The sequence below is a fragment of the Phenylobacterium sp. genome (assembly GCF_036963605.1).
GTDB lineage: Bacteria > Pseudomonadota > Alphaproteobacteria > Caulobacterales > Caulobacteraceae > Phenylobacterium.
Genome location: NZ_JBALUY010000032.1, coordinates 20,254 through 36,451 on the forward strand (window position 1 = coordinate 20,254; position 16,198 = coordinate 36,451).

15 protein-coding genes are annotated in these 16,198 nt (G+C 68.0%); 4 read left to right on the forward strand and 11 right to left on the reverse strand.

The window, feature by feature from the left end:
• Positions 1-15: 15 nt before the first annotated feature.
• Positions 16-909: a protease modulator HflC gene (gene hflC, locus V7702_RS08010; RefSeq protein WP_335649588.1), complete on the reverse strand. Its 894-nt coding sequence runs from the start codon at positions 907-909 to the stop codon at positions 16-18.
• A complete protein-coding gene (gene hflK / locus V7702_RS08015) occupies positions 906-1,919 on the reverse strand; it encodes an FtsH protease activity modulator HflK (RefSeq protein ID WP_335649589.1) in 1,014 nt (337 codons plus the stop codon). Before hflK ends, hflC begins: the two co-directional genes overlap by 4 nt.
• A 333-nt stretch (positions 1,920-2,252) precedes the next feature.
• Here hflK and V7702_RS08020 point away from each other — a divergent pair, with 333 nt between their 5' ends.
• Positions 2,253-3,431 (forward strand): Mrp/NBP35 family ATP-binding protein, encoded by a 1,179-nt coding sequence (locus V7702_RS08020; protein ID WP_335649590.1) that lies wholly within the window; start codon positions 2,253-2,255, stop codon positions 3,429-3,431.
• 30 nt (positions 3,432-3,461) lie between these two features.
• Here the strand turns inward: V7702_RS08020 and V7702_RS08025 are convergent, their stop codons facing one another.
• From V7702_RS08025 to V7702_RS08050, 6 genes are all read right to left on the reverse strand, one after another.
• Positions 3,462-4,841 carry an MFS transporter gene (locus V7702_RS08025; RefSeq protein ID WP_335649591.1) on the reverse strand — a complete coding sequence of 460 codons (1,380 nt, stop codon included), beginning with the start codon at positions 4,839-4,841 and terminating at the stop codon, positions 3,462-3,464.
• 120 nt (positions 4,842-4,961) lie between these two features.
• A complete protein-coding gene (locus V7702_RS08030) occupies positions 4,962-6,404 on the reverse strand; it encodes an MFS transporter (protein ID WP_335649592.1) in 1,443 nt (480 codons plus the stop codon).
• 172 nt (positions 6,405-6,576) lie between these two features.
• The gene (locus tag V7702_RS08035; RefSeq protein ID WP_335649593.1) at positions 6,577-7,482 is read right to left on the reverse strand and encodes an SDR family NAD(P)-dependent oxidoreductase; all 906 of its coding nucleotides are present in this window, start codon (positions 7,480-7,482) and stop codon (positions 6,577-6,579) included.
• Positions 7,483-7,575: 93 nt separating this feature from the next.
• Positions 7,576-8,538: an HlyD family secretion protein gene (locus V7702_RS08040; RefSeq protein WP_335649594.1), complete on the reverse strand. Its 963-nt coding sequence runs from the start codon at positions 8,536-8,538 to the stop codon at positions 7,576-7,578.
• A 5-nt stretch (positions 8,539-8,543) separates the two neighbouring features.
• Entirely contained in the window at positions 8,544-9,293 is a 750-nt protein-coding gene (locus V7702_RS08045; protein WP_335649595.1) for an ABC transporter ATP-binding protein, read from the reverse strand.
• Positions 9,290-10,432 carry an ABC transporter permease gene (locus V7702_RS08050; protein WP_335649596.1) on the reverse strand — a complete coding sequence of 381 codons (1,143 nt, stop codon included), beginning with the start codon at positions 10,430-10,432 and terminating at the stop codon, positions 9,290-9,292. The genes V7702_RS08045 and V7702_RS08050 overlap by 4 nt, the downstream gene beginning before the upstream one ends.
• A 162-nt stretch (positions 10,433-10,594) precedes the next feature.
• Here V7702_RS08050 and V7702_RS08055 point away from each other — a divergent pair, with 162 nt between their 5' ends.
• Positions 10,595-12,667: a S46 family peptidase gene (locus V7702_RS08055; protein ID WP_335649597.1), complete on the forward strand. Its 2,073-nt coding sequence runs from the start codon at positions 10,595-10,597 to the stop codon at positions 12,665-12,667.
• Positions 12,668-12,712: 45 nt separating this feature from the next.
• Here V7702_RS08055 and V7702_RS08060 read toward each other — a convergent pair whose 3' ends face one another.
• From V7702_RS08060 to V7702_RS08070, 3 genes are all read right to left on the reverse strand, one after another.
• Positions 12,713-13,360: a DedA family protein gene (locus V7702_RS08060; protein WP_335649598.1), complete on the reverse strand. Its 648-nt coding sequence runs from the start codon at positions 13,358-13,360 to the stop codon at positions 12,713-12,715.
• Between the two features lie 151 nt (positions 13,361-13,511).
• The gene (locus V7702_RS08065) at positions 13,512-13,946 is read right to left on the reverse strand and encodes a MarR family winged helix-turn-helix transcriptional regulator (RefSeq protein WP_335649603.1); all 435 of its coding nucleotides are present in this window, start codon (positions 13,944-13,946) and stop codon (positions 13,512-13,514) included.
• Between the two features lie 83 nt (positions 13,947-14,029).
• On the reverse strand, positions 14,030-14,449 hold the full coding sequence (locus V7702_RS08070; protein WP_335649599.1) for an organic hydroperoxide resistance protein: 420 nt from the start codon (positions 14,447-14,449) through the stop codon (positions 14,030-14,032).
• A gap of 171 nt (positions 14,450-14,620) precedes the next feature.
• Here V7702_RS08070 and V7702_RS08075 point away from each other — a divergent pair, with 171 nt between their 5' ends.
• A complete protein-coding gene (locus V7702_RS08075) occupies positions 14,621-15,898 on the forward strand; it encodes a NupC/NupG family nucleoside CNT transporter (protein ID WP_335649600.1) in 1,278 nt (425 codons plus the stop codon).
• 71 nt (positions 15,899-15,969) lie between these two features.
• Positions 15,970-16,198 (forward strand): glutathione S-transferase N-terminal domain-containing protein (locus tag V7702_RS08080; protein WP_335649601.1); only part of this gene is annotated, 229 nt, incomplete at its 3' end.

Here is a 16,198-nt window from a genome sequence, read left to right on the forward strand (position 1 = left end):
TGGCTTAGCGGCCGCCTATCGGGCGCCGGGACCCCGCTCGAAGTAGCGGAAGAACTGGCTGTCGGGCGACAGGACCATGGTCGCATCCCCCTGGCCGATGGAGGCCTCATAGGCTTGCATGGACCGATAGAAGGAGGCGAAGCCGGGGTCGCGGCCGAAGCTCTGGGCATAGATGCGCGTGCGCTGCGCATCGCCTTCGCCTCGGGTGCGGTCGGCCTCTTCCTGGGCGGTGGCCAGGGTGATGGTCACTTCCTTGTCCGCCGCGGCGATGATTTCGCGCTTCTGCTGTTCGCCGATGGCCCGGACCTGGGCAGCTTCCTGCTGGCGCGAGGTCTCCATGCGGCGATAGACCGCCGCCTGGTTGGCCTGGGGCAGGTCGGCGCGCCGGATGCGGACGTCGATCACCTCGATCCCCAGGCGCGAGGATTCTGCTCGGGCGCGCACGTCCTGCAGGGTCCGCTGCATGACCCCGCTGCGCGAGCCGGAGATGATCTCGCTGGACGGGGCCGAGCCGAGCACTTCGCGCAGGGCTGAGTTCACCAGGCGCTGAATCCGGTCGCGGGCCGTGCGGTCGTCGCGCAGGGTGCGATAGTACTGCAGCGGCTCGTCGATCCGGTAGCGGATGAAGGCGTCCACCACCAGGCGCTCCTGGTCGGCGGCGATGATCTCTTCTTCCTCGGTGGCCAGGGCGAGGTTCCGCTTATCGAAGCGCAGAACCTGCTCCATGAAGGGGACCTTCACCTTGAGGCCCGCCGTGGCTTCCGCCCCGGCGTTGACCACGCGGACGGGGTCGCCCAGGCGCACGACGATGGCCTGCTCGCGCTGATCGACCACGAAGAAGGTGTTGGCCAGCAGGATCAGAACCACCACCGCGGCGATGGCGTAGGGGATATAGCGGCGATCCATCATTGGCTGCTCCTCGCGCCGGGCGCCGCCGAGCCGGTTTCAGCCGGCGTGGCGGTCGTGGCGGGCGCGCCGGTGCGCGGCCGGAAGACGTCGGGTGGCAGGATGATCGGGGCGCTGGCGCCGTCGGAGTCGACGATCACCTTGTTCGAGTTCTGGAGCACCCGCTGCATGGTCTCGATATAGAGGCGCTCGCGGGTGACCGCAGGCGCCGAGCGGTATTCGGCATAGATTTGGTCGAAGCGCGACGCCTCACCGGTGGCTTCCCGCACCGCCTGCTCGCGATAGGCCTCGCCGGCCTGGGTGATGCGCGCGGCGTCACCCTTGGCCTCGTTGATGACCCGGTTGCGGTAGGTGTTGGCCTCGTTGACCGCAGATTCCGCGTCCTGGCCGGCATTGGCCACTTCGCGGAAGGCGTCGACCACCTCGGCCGGCGGATTGGCGTTGCGGATCTGAACTTCCACGACGTTCACGCCAGCGCCCCAGGAATCGAGGGTCTGCTGCATCAGTTCGGCGGCCTGAGCCTGAACCTCGCCCCGGCCGCGGGTCAGGATGGATTCCAGGTCCCGGCGGCCGACGACCTCGCGCATGGCGCTCTCGGCCACGGCCTTCACGGACTCTTCCGGGTCGCGGATGGTGAAGATGTAGCGGGCGGCGTCGGCCACGCGCCAGGTGACGCTGAAGTCGAGGTCGACGATGTTCTCGTCGCCGGTCAGCATCAGACTTTCTTCCGGCACGTCTGCGCCGTCGGCGCCGCCGATGTCGATGCGGTTCAGGGAGGTGACGGGCACCTTCTCGACGCGCTCGATGGGGCTGGGAAGCCGGTAATTCAGGCCCGGACCCGCCGAGCGGGAATAGGAGCCGAAGGTGGTGACCACCGCCTGCTCGTTGGGCTGGACCAGATAGAGGCCCGACAGCGCCCAGAGCGCAAAGGCGATGGCCGCAACCGCCGCCACGGCGCCGGGGCGGATCTGATCCCCGCCTGGGCCGCCGAAGAAGTTGCGCAGCCGCGCCATCAGGCGCTCGAGCAGCTGGTTGAGGTCGGGCTGAGGGCCACGGGGTCCGCGAGGGCCGCCGCCGGATCCGGGGCGCCTCGGGCCTCCCGGACCGCCCGACCCGCCAGAACCGCCGCCTTGTTGCGGCGGGTTTCCCCAGGGGCCGGGGTTTACGTTGTCATTCCAGGGCATTCTTTTTGTGCGTCGTCTTTCTGGGTCGCGTCGTCGGGGGACGTCGGGGTGTCGGCGTATCTCGGCGCGGCCGCGATGTTGGGTCCGCAGGGGCGGACTTGTAAACCGGCGCTTGCAGCCGGATATGAGACGGCCAAGCCGCCAACGCAAGCCGAAGCCGACATGAACACATCACGCCTGCCTGACCGCGACGCCCTTCTGGCCCTGCTCGAGGGGGTGCTGGATCCTCGAAGCGGCAAGGGTCTGGTGAGCGCGGGCCTGGTCCAGGGGCTCTCGCTGCGAACCGGTCGGGCCGGCTTCATGATGGAGGTGGCGCCGGGGCTGCTGGAGCTCTACGAGCCCGTCCGCGTCCAGGCCGAGCAGGTCCTGCGCGATGCGCCCGGCGTCGATCAGGCCCAGGTGGTGCTGACGAATTTTGACGGCCCCGGCGAGGCCTCGCCCGCGGCTGCGCCGGCCGCCGCCGAAGCGCCGCCGGCGCCGGGCGTGACCCGGGTGCGCAAGGGCGCGCGTCTGGCCAACGATCCCCAGGCGGCCCCCTCGCCGCCGCCCAACGCCACACGGCCGGCCCATGTGCGCCGGGTGATCGCCGTGGCCAGCGGCAAGGGCGGGGTGGGCAAGTCGACCGTCTCGGTCAGCCTCGCCGCCGCGCTCTCGGGGCTCGGCCTGCGGGTCGGGCTGCTGGACGCCGATGTCTATGGACCCTCAGCCCCGCGGATGCTGGGGGTGGATGGCGATCCGGAATATCATCCCGAAAAGAAGCTGATCCCGCTGGAGGCCTGGGGGATCAAGGTGATGTCCATCGGCTTCATGGTCGATGAGGGCGCGCCGATGATCTGGCGCGGCCCCATGGCGTCTTCGGCTGTACGCCAGATGATGCACGAGGTGTGCTGGGGCGAAGAGGACGCGCCCCTCGACGTGCTGGTGGTCGATATGCCGCCCGGCACCGGCGACATCCAGCTGACGCTGATTCAGAAGATGAAGCTCGATGGGGTGGTCATCGTCACCACGCCCCAGGAGATCGCCCTGATCGACGCCCGGCGGGCGGCGTCCATGTTCGAGAAGACCGCCACCCCGATTCTCGGCGTCATCGAGAACATGGCCTATTTCGCCGATCCGGCCACGGGCGTGCCGATCCCGATCTTCGGCCAGGGCGGCGGCGCGACCGAGGCCGAGCGCCTGGGCGTGCCCCTGCTGGGCCAGATCCCCATCGACGTGGCCCTGCGCCAGGCCTGCGACGACGGGCGACCCCTGGGGGCCACGGCGCCCGACAGCGGCCCGGCCAGGGCCTTCCGCCAGGCCGCCGAAATGCTGCGCACCCGCCTGGGCCTGGCCCGGGGCTAAGCCGGACCAGGCCTCTGTCAGGCCGTCAGGTCAGGCCGCCGCATTGTCCCGGGCGTCCAGGGCGGCGCGGATGGCGGCGTGCTTTTCGGCGTTCATGCCGTAGCCGAAGAAGCAGGCCCCGCCGATCAGGACGAAGATGATCGGCGCGAACAGGTAGCACATCTCCAGGCCGAAAATGGCCTCCGGCGTATTGGTCACATTGTCGGCGGCGTTGTAGCCCACCAGTGACAACACCGGAAAAATGATGCCCACCGAGATGGCCGCGCCGACCTTCTGGGTGCTGGTCACCATGGCGTAGAGCAGGCCGGCCTGCTCCTTGCCCTGCTCGAGCCGGATGGCGTCGCCCACATCGGCGACCATGGCGCGGACCAGCACGATGAAGGCGCTGGCGGTGAAGCCGACGGCGAACATGCCCAGCGCCGTAGGCAGGAACAGGCCCTTGGGAATGGCCATCAGGATCGTCTGGAACACCGCATAGGCCACCGTCGCGCCCATCAGCGTCTGGTGCTTGCCGAACCGCTGGGCGAGCTTGGCCCAGACCGGCGCCCCCAGCAGGCCCGCGCCGATGAACGGCACCAGCAGGATGGAGACCTGGGCGTAGTTGAACGCCTTGGCGTCGTGGAAGAAGAACACATAGATCGCCGCCGTTGTGCCGGGGCCGAGCGCCAGGGCGAGGTCGGCCAGGATCAGTCGGATCATCTCCGGCCGCTTCAGGGCCTGCCAGTATTCCTTCAGGTCGAAGGTCTCAGCGGCGTTCCGGGGCGCGACCTTTTCCGGTGAGAGCAGCACGCAGAAGGCGGTGGTCAGCGGAATGCCAAAGATGATGATCCAGCCGACGGTGGGCATGCTGTCGCCCGAACCCGGCTCGACCGCGCCCCCCGTAAGGGCCGGCAGCAGAAGCAGCCCGACTGCGCCGGCCACGCCCACGGCGTGCATCCAGCCATAGACCCGCGAGCGCTCGTCATAGCTGGTGGCGATGGCCGAGGCCCAGGCCGCATGGGCCAGGGTCACGATCGACAGGGCCGAATAGATCACCAGCAGCCAGAGGATCAGATAGCCTTCGCCAGCCCCGACGGGCGGGTTGAACAGCTTGTAGGCCCCGAACATCATGATCGGCACGCCGCCGATCACCCAGGGGCGGTAGCGGCCGATGGGGGTGCGGGTGCGGTCCATCAGGGCGCCGACGATGGGATCGAAGGCGATGTCGATCAGCCGCACGATGGTGAAGGCTGCGCCCACGGCGATCAGGCTGATCCCGATCTCGCCGGCGAAGTAGCGCGGCAGAAAGACGCCGAGCGCCAGAGCCAGCACGGCGAGCGGAATGCCGGTGCTCGAGAAGGCCAGGACCGTGATGAGGGATAGACGGCCGCCGCCGCGGGGCGCAGCAGCGCCCAGGGTTGAAGCACTCACTGGAACGTCTCCAAATCTATGATTTTGGCGCAAGCTTGGCTGCGCGATTATGCGGTCAAGCAAACGCCCGCTTGCGGCGGGGCGCAAGCGGGCGGGAAAGATATAACGGCGTTTGTTTTTTCAGGTCTTCCGGGGTTCGATCAGCGGCGTCGGGATCGAAGGCTCGCTGGCCAAGGTTTCGATCACCGGTGCGTTGTCATAGAGGGCGTCGCGCTCGTCCAGCTCCCGGCGGATCTCGCTATGGCGGTCTTCGCCCAGCTTGTAGCCGATGAAGCAGAGGCCCCCCAGGGCGACAAAGAAGATCGGGCCGATCAGGAAGGCCAGCTCCAGGCCGCGCACCGCCTCAGCCGAGTTGGTGGCCCCGTCGGTGGCGTTGTAGCCCACCCGGTCGAGCACGGTGAAGGTCAGGAAGACGGCGAAGGCGCCCGAGATCTTCGAGGTCAGGGTGGTGATGGCGTAGAGCAGGCCCGAGCGCTCCTTGCCCTGTTCCAGCCGCACCTCGTCGGCGACGTCGGCGGTCATGGCCCGGGTCAGCACCTGGAAGCCGGCCGCCAGGAAGCCGGCGGTGAACATCTGGAAGGCGCCGATCATCATGTCGCCCTTGGGCAGGAAGGGCAGGAGCACCAGGGACAGGGCGTAGCCGGTCGTGGCCACCATTACCGCGCGATGCTTGCCGATCCGCATGGCCAGGCGGCCGAGCAACGGCGCGCCGCCGAAGCCGGCCACGATATAGACCGCCAGCAGGGCGCTGGCCTGGCTGGTGGTGAAGCCGCGGCTGTCGGTGAAGAAGAACAGGTAGAGCGCGCTCATCCAGCCGGGGCCCAGCGACAGGCACAGGTCGGCCAGCACGATCCGGCCCATGGAGGGCCGGGCGATCAGGCGCCAGTATTCCTTCAGCTGGAATTTCTGCTGGCCCGGCACGTCGGGCGAGATCTTCTCCGGCGTCAGGGCGACGACAAGCCAGACCGCCAGGGGCGTCAGGATCATGACGAACCAGCCCATGGCCGGCACGCCCTCCGCCTCATCCCGGCCCAGGGCGGCCACGATGAAGGGCATCAGCAGCACCAGAAGAGCGCCCATGACGCCCACGGCCGTCATGATGGCGAAGACGCGGGACCGGTCGTGATAGCGCGGCGCCAGCGTCGCGGCCCAGGCGGCGTGGGACAGATGCAGGATCGAGGTGCCCACATAGAGAATCAGGAGCCAGAAGATCAGCCCCGCGACCCCGCCGGACGGCGAGATGAAGAGCATGAAGATGGCCAGCATCAGGATCGGCGCGCCGATCATGGTCCATAGGCGATAGCGGCCGAACCGGGTCCGTGTCCGGTCCATGGCCATGCCCAGCAGGGGGTCGAGCGGAATGTCGATCATCCGCACCAGGGCGAAGGCCGAGCCGACCGCCAGCAGGCTGATGCCGATCTCGCTGGCGAAGTGCCGCGGCAGATAGACCGACATGGCTATGGTCAGCGCCGATAGCGGCAGGCTGGTGCAGGCGAAGGCGAGGATCGTCGACAGCTTGAGCTGTCGCGCAGGGGCGGGCGCGGCCGCGTCGGTCTGTGCCACTCTGGCGTATCTCCCATTGGTCGGCGACGCCTCTGGCGGGCGTTGTTCCGGCCCCTAGGTTACGCGCGTTCACCTAGGTCAATGCAAGGGCTTTCGGCAGACTTGGCCTTAAAGCAGAACGGGCGGCCCCTGCGGACCGCCCGTCGCCTGAATCCGAGGCTGAAGTTCAGGCTTAGCCGCCGGACATTTTGCGGAAGAACTTCTGGCTCTGTTCGCCGCCGGCGTTATAGGCCTGCTGGCCTTCGGGATCGGAGATCTTGGACCAGTTGTCGCGGACTTCCTCGACCGACAGGCCGCCTTCGCCCAGATAGACGCCCTCGGTCTCATAGATGCGCGACAGGGCGAAGGCGCCCGCGCCGGCGGTGAGGATGGCGCCGGTGGGAGCCTCTTCCGAGCAGAGATAGACTACGCCCGGGGTCACATATTCCGGCTTCAGGCGCTCGAGCACCGCAGGCGGCATCAGGTTCTCGGTCATCCGCGTGGCGGCCACAGGCGCGATGGCGTTGACGTGGATGTTGTTCTTGGCGCCCTCAAGACGCAGGGTGTTCATGAAGCCGATGATGCCCAGCTTGGCCGCGCCATAGTTGGACTGGCCGAAGTTGCCATAGAGGCCCGAGGACGAGGTGGTCACCACGATGCGCCCGTAGTTCTGCTCGCGCATGATCTCCCAGGCGGCCTTGACCGGCTTGACCGTGCCCATCAGGTGGACGTTCAGCACCAACTCGAAGTCAGCGATTTCCATCTTGGCGAAGGACTTGTCGCGCAGGATGCCGGCATTGGCGACGATGACGTCGATGCGGCCCCACTGGTCCATGGTCTGCTTGATCATGTGAGCGACGCCGGCGTCGTCGGTGACCGAAGACCCGTTGGAGATGGCTTCGCCGCCGGCGGCCTTGATCTCTTCCACCACGGCGTCGGCCGCGCTGGAGGAACCGCCCGAGCCGTCCACCGAGCCGCCCAGGTCGTTGACCACGACCTTGGCGCCGCGCCGGGCCAGCTCCAGAGCATGCTGACGGCCAAGCCCGCCGCCCGCGCCGGTCACAATGGCCACTTTGCCGTCGAAGCGGATATCCGCCATGGAAGTCTCCCGAAGTCAGGTGAAGGATTGGCGCGGTTGTGCGCGGCCCAACCCTTCTCCGTCAAGGCGTTGCTGCGTTGCGGCGAGCGCCTCTCAGCTGGCCTGAGCCGCCGGTGCGGCCGGGCGAAGGAACTTCACCAGAACGCGCTGTCCGACCAGGAAGGGGGCGCCGTCGGCGCTGACCACGACCTCCACCACCCGGTCGTCGGTGCGCTCGGTGGGATCGTCGGAGACCAGCTTGCGGGCGCCGAACACACCGGCGCGGCGGATCACCTGGCCCTGGAAGGTCTTGCTGGGATCGGCCTCCGAGGCGATCTGCACATCCTGGCCGACCTTCACATGGGGCAGGGCGCCCTCGGCGATTTCGGCGCGGACGATCCGTTGGCCAGCCGGCTCGAGGTCGAACATGTTGGAGACGTTCAGGGTCGAGGCGCCCGAGCCCGGATTGGCGTAGCGGCGGACGATGATCCCGTCGGCCGGGGCGCGGATGACGCTGAGCTCCAGGTCGTACTCGGCCTCGTTCAGCCGGGCCTGGGCGGTGGCCACCGCAGCGCGCTGGGCGGCCAGCCGCGCCTCGGCCTGGCGGATCACGTCCTGAGACTGGTCCAGCTTCTGGCCGGCCACGAAGTTGGAGGGCGCCAGGGCCTGAAGGCGCTCATGTTCGCGCCGCGCGGTGGACAGCTCCACCTGGATCAGGGCGATCTGGGACTGGGCCTGGGCCACCTCAGCCCGGGCGCGGGCGGCGGTCAGGCGGGGTTCGTCATCCTCCAGCTGGGCCAGAACCTGGCCCTCCTGAACGGCCTGACCTTCCTGGACCAGGACCTCGCGCACGATGCCGGCGCGCCGGGCGGCGACCTGGATCAGGCCGCCCTCGACATCGGCCTTGCCGTTGGCCACGGCGACGAAGGGGCTCTGCGGCGCGGCCTTGGCGGTCTGGGCGGCCTCGGCCTCCTTCTTGTCGTTGGCCTGGCTGGTGAGCACGAAGGCCCCGCCGCCCAGCACGATCACGGCGGCGGCGGCGAACCAGACGGTCTTGCGGCGGAAAAAGGCGGGCATGTCGTTCAGGCCTCGGTCAGGGTGGGTTGCGAAGCGGCCGCAGCGCCGGGCGCGGTGCGCCGGTCGTCCAGGATGCGGCCGTCCTCGATGTGGATGATGCGGTCGGCATAGGCTTCGAGCCGCGGGTCGTGGGTGACGCAGATCACGGCGGCCCCGTGCTCCTTGGCGGCCCGCTGCAGCAGCTTGATGACGATCTGGCCGTTCTCGCCGTCCAGCGCCGAGGTGGGTTCGTCGGCGAACAGCAGGCGCGGGGCCTTGGCCAGGGCGCGGGCGATGGCCACCCGCTGCTTCTCGCCGCCGGAGAGTTCGGACGGCCGCTGGTTCAGTCTGTGGCCGAGCCCGACCTCTTCCAGGGACACGACGGCCCGGCGCCTCGCCTCGGCCTTGGTCAGGCCCGTGTGCTTGAGCACCGTGGTCACCTGCTCCAGGGCGGTGAGGGCGGAGAACAGGTTGAAGCCCTGGAAGATGAAACCGCAGTGGTCCAGGCGGAACTTGTCGATCCGTCCGGTGCGCAGGCCCCAGAGGTCCTGGTTCAGCGCCTGTACCTGGCCCTCATCCGGGCGCAGGAGGCCCGAGAGGCAGGCGACCAGGGTCGACTTGCCCGAGCCCGATGGCCCCATGACCATGGTCAGGTCGCCGTGGCGGGCGTCGAAGTCCACCGACTTCAGCACCTCGATATAGGTCCGGCCGGTCTTGAAGCGCTTGCACAGGCCCGTGGCCCGGATGGCGTCGTCGCGGTGTGGGGCAGAGGTCATCGCAGCAGATCCGCCGGTTGGCTTTTCTTCAGGACGCCCAGGGACATCAGTCCCGAGGCCAGCGAGATCAGGAGGAGCAGGATGGCCACGCCGACCACCCAGCCCAGCGGGAAGCCCATGGGCAGCCCCGCGCTTTTGGCCAGCAGCGAGACCAGGAAGGTGAAGACCGCCGTGGCCGCCAGGCCCACGACGCCGACCCAGAAGGACAGCTCCAGCACGATCAGCCGCAGGGCGCCCATGGACACGCCGAGCGCCCGTAGGCTGGCGAACTCCTTGATATTGGCCATGATCGCCCCGCGCAGGGTCTGGGAGGTGATGCCGACGCCGATCAGGAAGCCGAGGAAGACCGAGAAGCCCAGCATGATCCCGATGATCTGCTCCTTCATCAGCGCCCCTTCATTGGCCTGGGCGAGTTCGGGCCGGGTCCAGGCGCGATAGCGGCCCTCGGCCACGGCGTTGAGCTGGTCGCGGACGATCTCGGCGCGGGCCGGATCCTTGATCTGGATCATCAGCGGGCCGACCTTCTCGCCGTCGTCGGCCATGCCCAGCAGCCGCAGGGTGTCGCGGGAGACGACCACCGAGGGCTGGTTGATGGAGGGATAGCCGTCGATGAAGGCGCGGATGTTGACCGTCTTGCCATTGAGGGTGGCCTGGTCGTTGAGGGTCACGCCCATGCGCGCCTGGCTGCTGCGGTCGATCACCGCGGCATAGGGCTCCAGCAGGGCGATGCGGACCTCCTCGGGATAGTCCACCGGCAGGGTGACGGCGCCGGGCACGGGGTCCACCACATCGACCTGGACAAATTGGGTGACCTGCTTCTCACCCTCTTCGGGGGTGTTCATCCAGCGGCCGCCGCCGCCGTCCATGGCCGCCACAGAGACGACCTCCGGATGCAGATACATCTGGGGCAGGAGCCGGCGGGGCAGGCCGTTGGAGCCGGAATTGATCAGGCTCTCCGACTTGGCCGGCAGCACCATCAGCTCGGCGCGCGAGCGGTCGATGGTCGCCGTCGCGGCCTGGACGATGCCTGTGAACATGCCCACCTGCGCCAGGATCAACAGGCCCGAAAAGGCGAGCGCGATCACGGCCGCCAGATAGCGGCGCCATTCGTAGATCAATGTGGCCAAAGCCAGTGACATGCCCGTCCTCCTCGCCTGGAAGGAGTGGCTGGGCCGGGCCTGCAACCCAAGTTAATTCGAGGTAAGGCAGCGCTCTCGCCGTAGTCAGCCGGCGCTTGCGCTGTTACGGCGGTTACAGGTGGACCCTAAAGGGTCCAGGACGCCCAAAGAGACTCGAGCACGATGAAAGCAGCCCTCCTCGCCGCCAGCGCCTGCGGCGCCCTTTTCTCCCTGAGCGCCGGCCAGGCCCAGGCCGACGAAGGCATGTGGACCTTCGACAACTTTCCCGCCGACAAGGTCCAGGCCGCCTATGGCGTGACCATCGACCAGTCTTGGCTCGACCGGGTGCAGGCCGCGTCCGTGCGCCTGACCAACGGCTGCTCGGCCTCTGTGGTCTCCGATCAGGGCCTGGTGCTGACCAACCACCACTGCGTGGTCTCCTGCGTGCAGGACCTGTCGAGCGCCGAAACCGACTATGTGCAGGACGGCTTCCTGACCACCGGCCGTGAGCAGGAGCGCGCCTGCCCCGGCCAGCAGGCCGAGATTCTCACCGAGATCACCGACGTCACCGACACCATCCGGGCCGCCGGCGAAGGCCTTTCGGGCCAGGCCTTCAACCGCGCCCGCGACGCCGCCGTCGCCAAGCTGGAGCAGGAGACCTGCGCCGGGGACGAGCGCTATCGCTGCCAGGTGGTCAGCCTGTATCGCGGCGGCCAGTACAAGCTCTACAAGTACCGCCGCTACGCCGATGTGCGCCTGGTCTTCGCCCCCGAAATCGCGACGGCCTTCTTCGGCGGCGACCCGGACAATTTCAACTTCCCCCGCTTCAACCTCGATATGGCCTTCCTGCGCCTCTATGAGGACGGCAAGGTGGTCGAGACGCCCGAACATCTGACCTGGGTCTCCCGCGCGCCTCGAGAGGGCGAGCCGACCTTCGTCTCGGGCAATCCCGGCTCCACCGACCGTCTGCTGACCGTGGCCCAGCTGGAGAGCCAGCGCGACCTGGCCATTCCGGTGAGCCAGCTGCAGCGGGCCGAGCTGCGCGGGCGGCTGATCCGCTTCTCGGAGGAGAGCGCGGAGAACAAGCGCATCGCCACCGACCCGCTGTTTGGGGTGGAGAACAGCTTCAAGGTCTTCTTCGGTCGCCAGTTCGCCCTCAACGATCCAGCCTTCATGGCCGACAAGCGGGCGGCCGAGGCCGAGCTGAAGGCCAAGGTCGCCGCCGACCCGGCCCTCGCCCGCGAGATCGGCGACCCCTGGAGCGAGATCGAAGCCGCCCAGGCCGCCTATGCCGAAAACTACCTGCCCTATCGCCAGATGGAGGCCGCCGCCGGCGGCGGATCGAGCCTGTTCGGCTATGCCCGCACCCTGGTGCGCGCGGCCCAGGAACGGGCCAAGCCCAATACCGAGCGCCTGGCGGAGTATTCCGAGGCCCGCCTGCCGCTCCTTGAAAAGCGCCTGCTGGACGTCCGGCCGATCGACAAGCCCCTGGAGGAGATGTTCCTCAGCTTCTGGCTGTCCAAGACCCGGGAATATCTGACCACCGATGACCCGGCGACGCAGCTGCTGCTGGGCAAGGACAGCCCCGAGGGCCTGGCTGAACGCCTTGTCGCTCAGTCGCAGCTGGACGATCAGGCGGTGCGCGAAGCCCTTTGGGACGGCGGTCTGGAGGCTATCGAAGCCTCGAACGATCCGCTGATCCAGCTGGCCCTGCGGATGGATCCCATGGCGCGGACTGTGCGCGAGACCTGGGAGACCCAGGTCGACGCGCCGACGGCGCGGGCCGCCGAACGTGTCGCCGCCGCGCGTTTCGCCGCCTATGGGGACGAGGTCTATCCCGACGCCACCTTCACCCTGCGGCTGTCCTACGGCCAGGTTCAGGGGTGGACCTATCGCGGACGCACCATCCCGGCGACCACCACCTTCTCAGGCCTCTATGAGCGGGCGACCGGCGCCGAGCCCTACGCCCTGGCGCCGCGCTGGATCGCCGCGCAGGACAGGCTGAATCCGGATACGGTGTTCAACTTCGTCACCACCAACGACATCATCGGCGGCAATTCCGGCTCGCCGGTGGTCAATGCGCAGGGTGAGGTGCTGGGCGCCGCCTTCGACGGCAACATCCACTCCCTGGGCGGCGACTATGGCTATGACGGGACGATCAACCGCACCGTCGTGGCCGCCACCTCGGCGGCCACCGAGGCCCTGGAGAAGGTCTATGGCCTGACCGGCCTGCTGGACGAACTGCTGGATCGCTGAGGTTGGATCTGCGGGCGGGGCTCAGCCTCGTCCGCAGATCCAACCTCAAACGCCGGGGGCGTCGAGGATCGGGATGCGACGCTTGGCGCGCTTTCGCACGAGCCGCCAGCCCAGCGTTCCCACCGTGCCGGCCACGGCCAGGGCGATCAGGCCCAGCGTCAGCGGATCGACATGGTCGAGGATGTCGAGCTGCTCCAGGCCCTTGGCGGTCAGGTAGCCCGGCGTCAGGGCGGCGAACACCCAGACCACCGCGGAGATCACATTGGCGATCTGGAAGTCTCGGACCGGCATCCGCGCCATGCCGACCACGGCGGGGACGAAGGCCCGCATCGGTCCGATGAAGCGGCCCACATAGATGGTGATCACCCCGAACCGGCGACAATAGAGCCGCGTCAGGGCGAACTGGCGGCGGTACCGCTTCAGCCAGCGGTGGCGCAGCACGCGCATGCCCAGCCTGCGGCCGATGAAATAGGAGATGGCGTCGCCGATGATCGCGCCGGTGATGCAGCCCAGCAACACCGAGACGGGATCCAGCACGCCGGTGGCCAGCAGCCCCCCGGTCAGCACCAGCATCGGCGTGGCCGGGATGAAAGCGCCGAGAATCACCAGGGATTCCAGCACGATGAACAGACCCAGCACCAGGCCGGCCCAACCGTGATTGACGCGGATGAACTCCGCGACCGGTTCAAGCATGGATTCCATATCGGGTTCCCGTAGACGTCTGGCGCGGGCATGGCCGGGCGTCGTGGCATTCTAGTGGCAAAATCTGTCAGCGGGTTAAAGGTCGCCCGTTTCGGGTCCCATGCTTTTGGCCCGGCGCCGAGGAAGTGCGCAGATCGCTGACCTAGGAGCCAGACGTCTTGTCCGACGTCTGCGCGGCGTCCAGGCGCTGCTGGAGGGCGCCGAGCGCCTCGCGCAGGGCGCCAAGCTCGCCGAGGTCGCCGCCCAGGCGGCAAACCACTTCGCCCGGGATGGGCTGGGCCTTTTCCCGAAGGGCGGCGCCTTTCAGGGTCAGGGAAATGATCACCCGGCGTTCGTCGCGGGGATCGCGGGCGCGGTCCACCAGGCGCTGGGCCTCCAGCCGCTTGAGCAGGGGGGTCAGGGTGCCGCTGTCCAGGTCCAGGGCCTGGCCGAGCTCGCCGACGCTGCGCGGCGCGGTCTCCCACAGGGCCAGCATGACCAGGTACTGCGGATAGGTGAGACCCAGCGGCGCCAGCAGGCTGCGATAGAGGCGGGTCACCCGGTTGCTGGCCCCATAGAGGGCGAAGCACAGCTGCAGGTCGAGGCGAAGGGGATTGACCCCTTCGCCCTTCGCGCCCGTCGCCGGACCCGCGCCTGTCTCTCGTCTGGTGGAGTCCTGGTTCACCGCACCGTCGTGGTCAGCTGCACGTCGATATTGCCGCGCACCGCATTGGAATAGGGGCAAACCTGGTGGGCTGTCTCCACCAGTTCGCGGGCGGCGGTCTCGTCCAGGCCCTCGATCTCGGCGGCCAGGGCCACGCCCAGGCGGAAGCCGCCGCCATCCTTGGGGAACAGCTGGACGGTGGCGGTGACCGCGGCGTCCTTCAGACCAAGCTTCTGCTGGCGGGCGACGTGGCGCACGGCGCTCTCGAAGCAGGCGGCGTAGCCGGAGGCGAAGAGCTGTTCGGGATTGGCGCCATTACCGCTGCCGCCCAGAGCCTTGGGCATGGCGAGATCGGCCTTGAACAGACCATCGGCGGTCTCGACGTGGCCTTCCCGGCCGCCGACGGCGCGGGCGCTGGTTTCATAGAGAGGGGTCATGGGGGAGTTCCTTTTCAATCTGAAGCAATTAAATTGTGTACAATTTATCTTGCGTCAAGAGGAGGCGCCTGACTTTCTGCGGCGTCTCATCCCTTGCGCCGGACAAGGCCTTGCTCTTCAAGGACATGGCGACGGCCGCCACGACTGGCGGGCCGGGCTTGGGGAGGCTTGATGTTCCGACTGGAAAACGCCCAGAGCGTTCTGGGCCTCGTCCTCGTCCTGGTGGTGTGCTGGGCGATGTCCGAGGACCGCTCGCGCTTTCCCTGGCGCCTGGCGCTGGGCGCCCTGACCGTCCAGATTCTGCTGGTGCTGGGCCTGTTCGGCCTCCCGGGCGCGCGATCTGTGGTGCGAGGGATCAATGCCGGCGTCGATGGCCTGGCTGCGGCCACGGCCCAGGGAACCCAGTTCGTGTTCGGCTACATGGCCGGCGGCGCCCAGCCCTATGACGTCACCAATCCTGGCGCCCTGTTCGTTTTCGCCTTCCAGGTCCTGCCGCTGATCCTGGTGATCTCGGCGCTTTCGGCCCTGCTCTGGCACTGGAAGATCCTGAAATGGATCACCCAGGGCTTCGGCTTCGTATTCCAGAAGACCATGGGCCTGGGCGGCGCCTCGGCGCTCGCCGTCGCGGTGAACATCTTCCTGGGCATGATCGAGAGCCCGATCGTCATCCGCGCCTATCTGGACAAGCTGACCCGTTCGGAGGTCTTCCTGATGATCGTGGTCGGCCTGGCCACGGTCGCCGGCTCGACCATGGTCGCCTACGCCACCATCCTGCGCGAGGTGCTGCCCAATGCGGCGGCCCATGTGCTGGTGGCCTCCATCGTCTCGGCGCCCGCCGGCGTGCTGCTGGCCCGGATCATCGTGCCGGAGAAGAAGGGGCAGGGGGGCTACTTCGCCGATTACGGCTCGCTCCTGAAATACGACTCCTCCATCGACGCCATCTCCAAAGGGACGATGGATGGCCTGACCGTGGCCCTGAACATCTCGGCCATCCTGATCGTCTTCGTGTCCTTCGTTGCCATCGGCAACGGCCTGCTCAGCGCCTTCCCCGACGTGTTGGGCGCGCCCCTGACCATCGAACGCGTGCTGGGCGTGGTGTTTGCGCCGCTCGCCTGGCTGATCGGCGTGCCCTGGGCCGAGGCGCCGCAGGCCGGCTACCTGCTGGGCGTCAAGCTGATGCTCACCGAGTTCATCGCCTTCATCCAGCTGGGCGGCGTCCCGGCCGAGGCCATGGGGGAACGCACCCGCATGATCATGACCTATGCGCTCTGCGGCTTCGCCAATATCGGTTCGGTGGGGATCACCGTCACCGGCATGGGCGTCCTGATGCCCGAGCGACGGGCCGAGATCATCGGCATGGTCTGGAAGGCCCTCATCGCCGGCTTCCTGGCCACCTGCATGACCGCCGCCGTGGTCGGCGCCATGCCCCGGGAGCTTTTCGGCCTCTAAAGGCCCAGCGCTTGACCGCCGCTGCGTCAGGGCGCCTCTTTTCGACGCCTGACCATCCAGGAGAAGTCGCCATGAAGATCTATGACACCCAGCGCGCGCCCAATCCCCGCCGGGTCCGACTGTTCATGATCGAAAAGGGCATCGAGGATGTGGAGATCGTCCCGGTCAGCCTGCTGGAAGGCGCCCACAAGCAGCCGGACTATCTGGCCAAGGCGGGCCTGGCCAATGTGCCGATGCTGGAGATGGACGACGGCACCTGTATCACCGAGTCCCTGGCCATCTGCCGCTATCTGGAAAGCG

Coding starts and splice junctions, on each gene's coding strand:
- V7702_RS08055 (WP_335649597.1), top strand. CDS start 10,595: ATGAAAGCAGCCCTCCTCGCCGCCAGCGCCTGCGGCGCCCTTTTCTCC.
- V7702_RS08020 (WP_335649590.1), top strand. CDS start 2,253: ATGAACACATCACGCCTGCCTGACCGCGACGCCCTTCTGGCCCTGCTC.
- V7702_RS08040 (WP_335649594.1), bottom strand. CDS start 8,538: ATGCCCGCCTTTTTCCGCCGCAAGACCGTCTGGTTCGCCGCCGCCGCC.
- V7702_RS08075 (WP_335649600.1), top strand. CDS start 14,621: ATGTTCCGACTGGAAAACGCCCAGAGCGTTCTGGGCCTCGTCCTCGTC.
- V7702_RS08045 (WP_335649595.1), bottom strand. CDS start 9,293: ATGACCTCTGCCCCACACCGCGACGACGCCATCCGGGCCACGGGCCTG.
- hflC (WP_335649588.1), bottom strand. CDS start 909: ATGATGGATCGCCGCTATATCCCCTACGCCATCGCCGCGGTGGTGGTT.
- V7702_RS08050 (WP_335649596.1), bottom strand. CDS start 10,432: ATGTCACTGGCTTTGGCCACATTGATCTACGAATGGCGCCGCTATCTG.
- V7702_RS08070 (WP_335649599.1), bottom strand. CDS start 14,449: ATGACCCCTCTCTATGAAACCAGCGCCCGCGCCGTCGGCGGCCGGGAA.
- V7702_RS08060 (WP_335649598.1), bottom strand. CDS start 13,360: ATGCTTGAACCGGTCGCGGAGTTCATCCGCGTCAATCACGGTTGGGCC.
- V7702_RS08035 (WP_335649593.1), bottom strand. CDS start 7,482: ATGGCGGATATCCGCTTCGACGGCAAAGTGGCCATTGTGACCGGCGCG.
- hflK (WP_335649589.1), bottom strand. CDS start 1,919: ATGGCGCGGCTGCGCAACTTCTTCGGCGGCCCAGGCGGGGATCAGATC.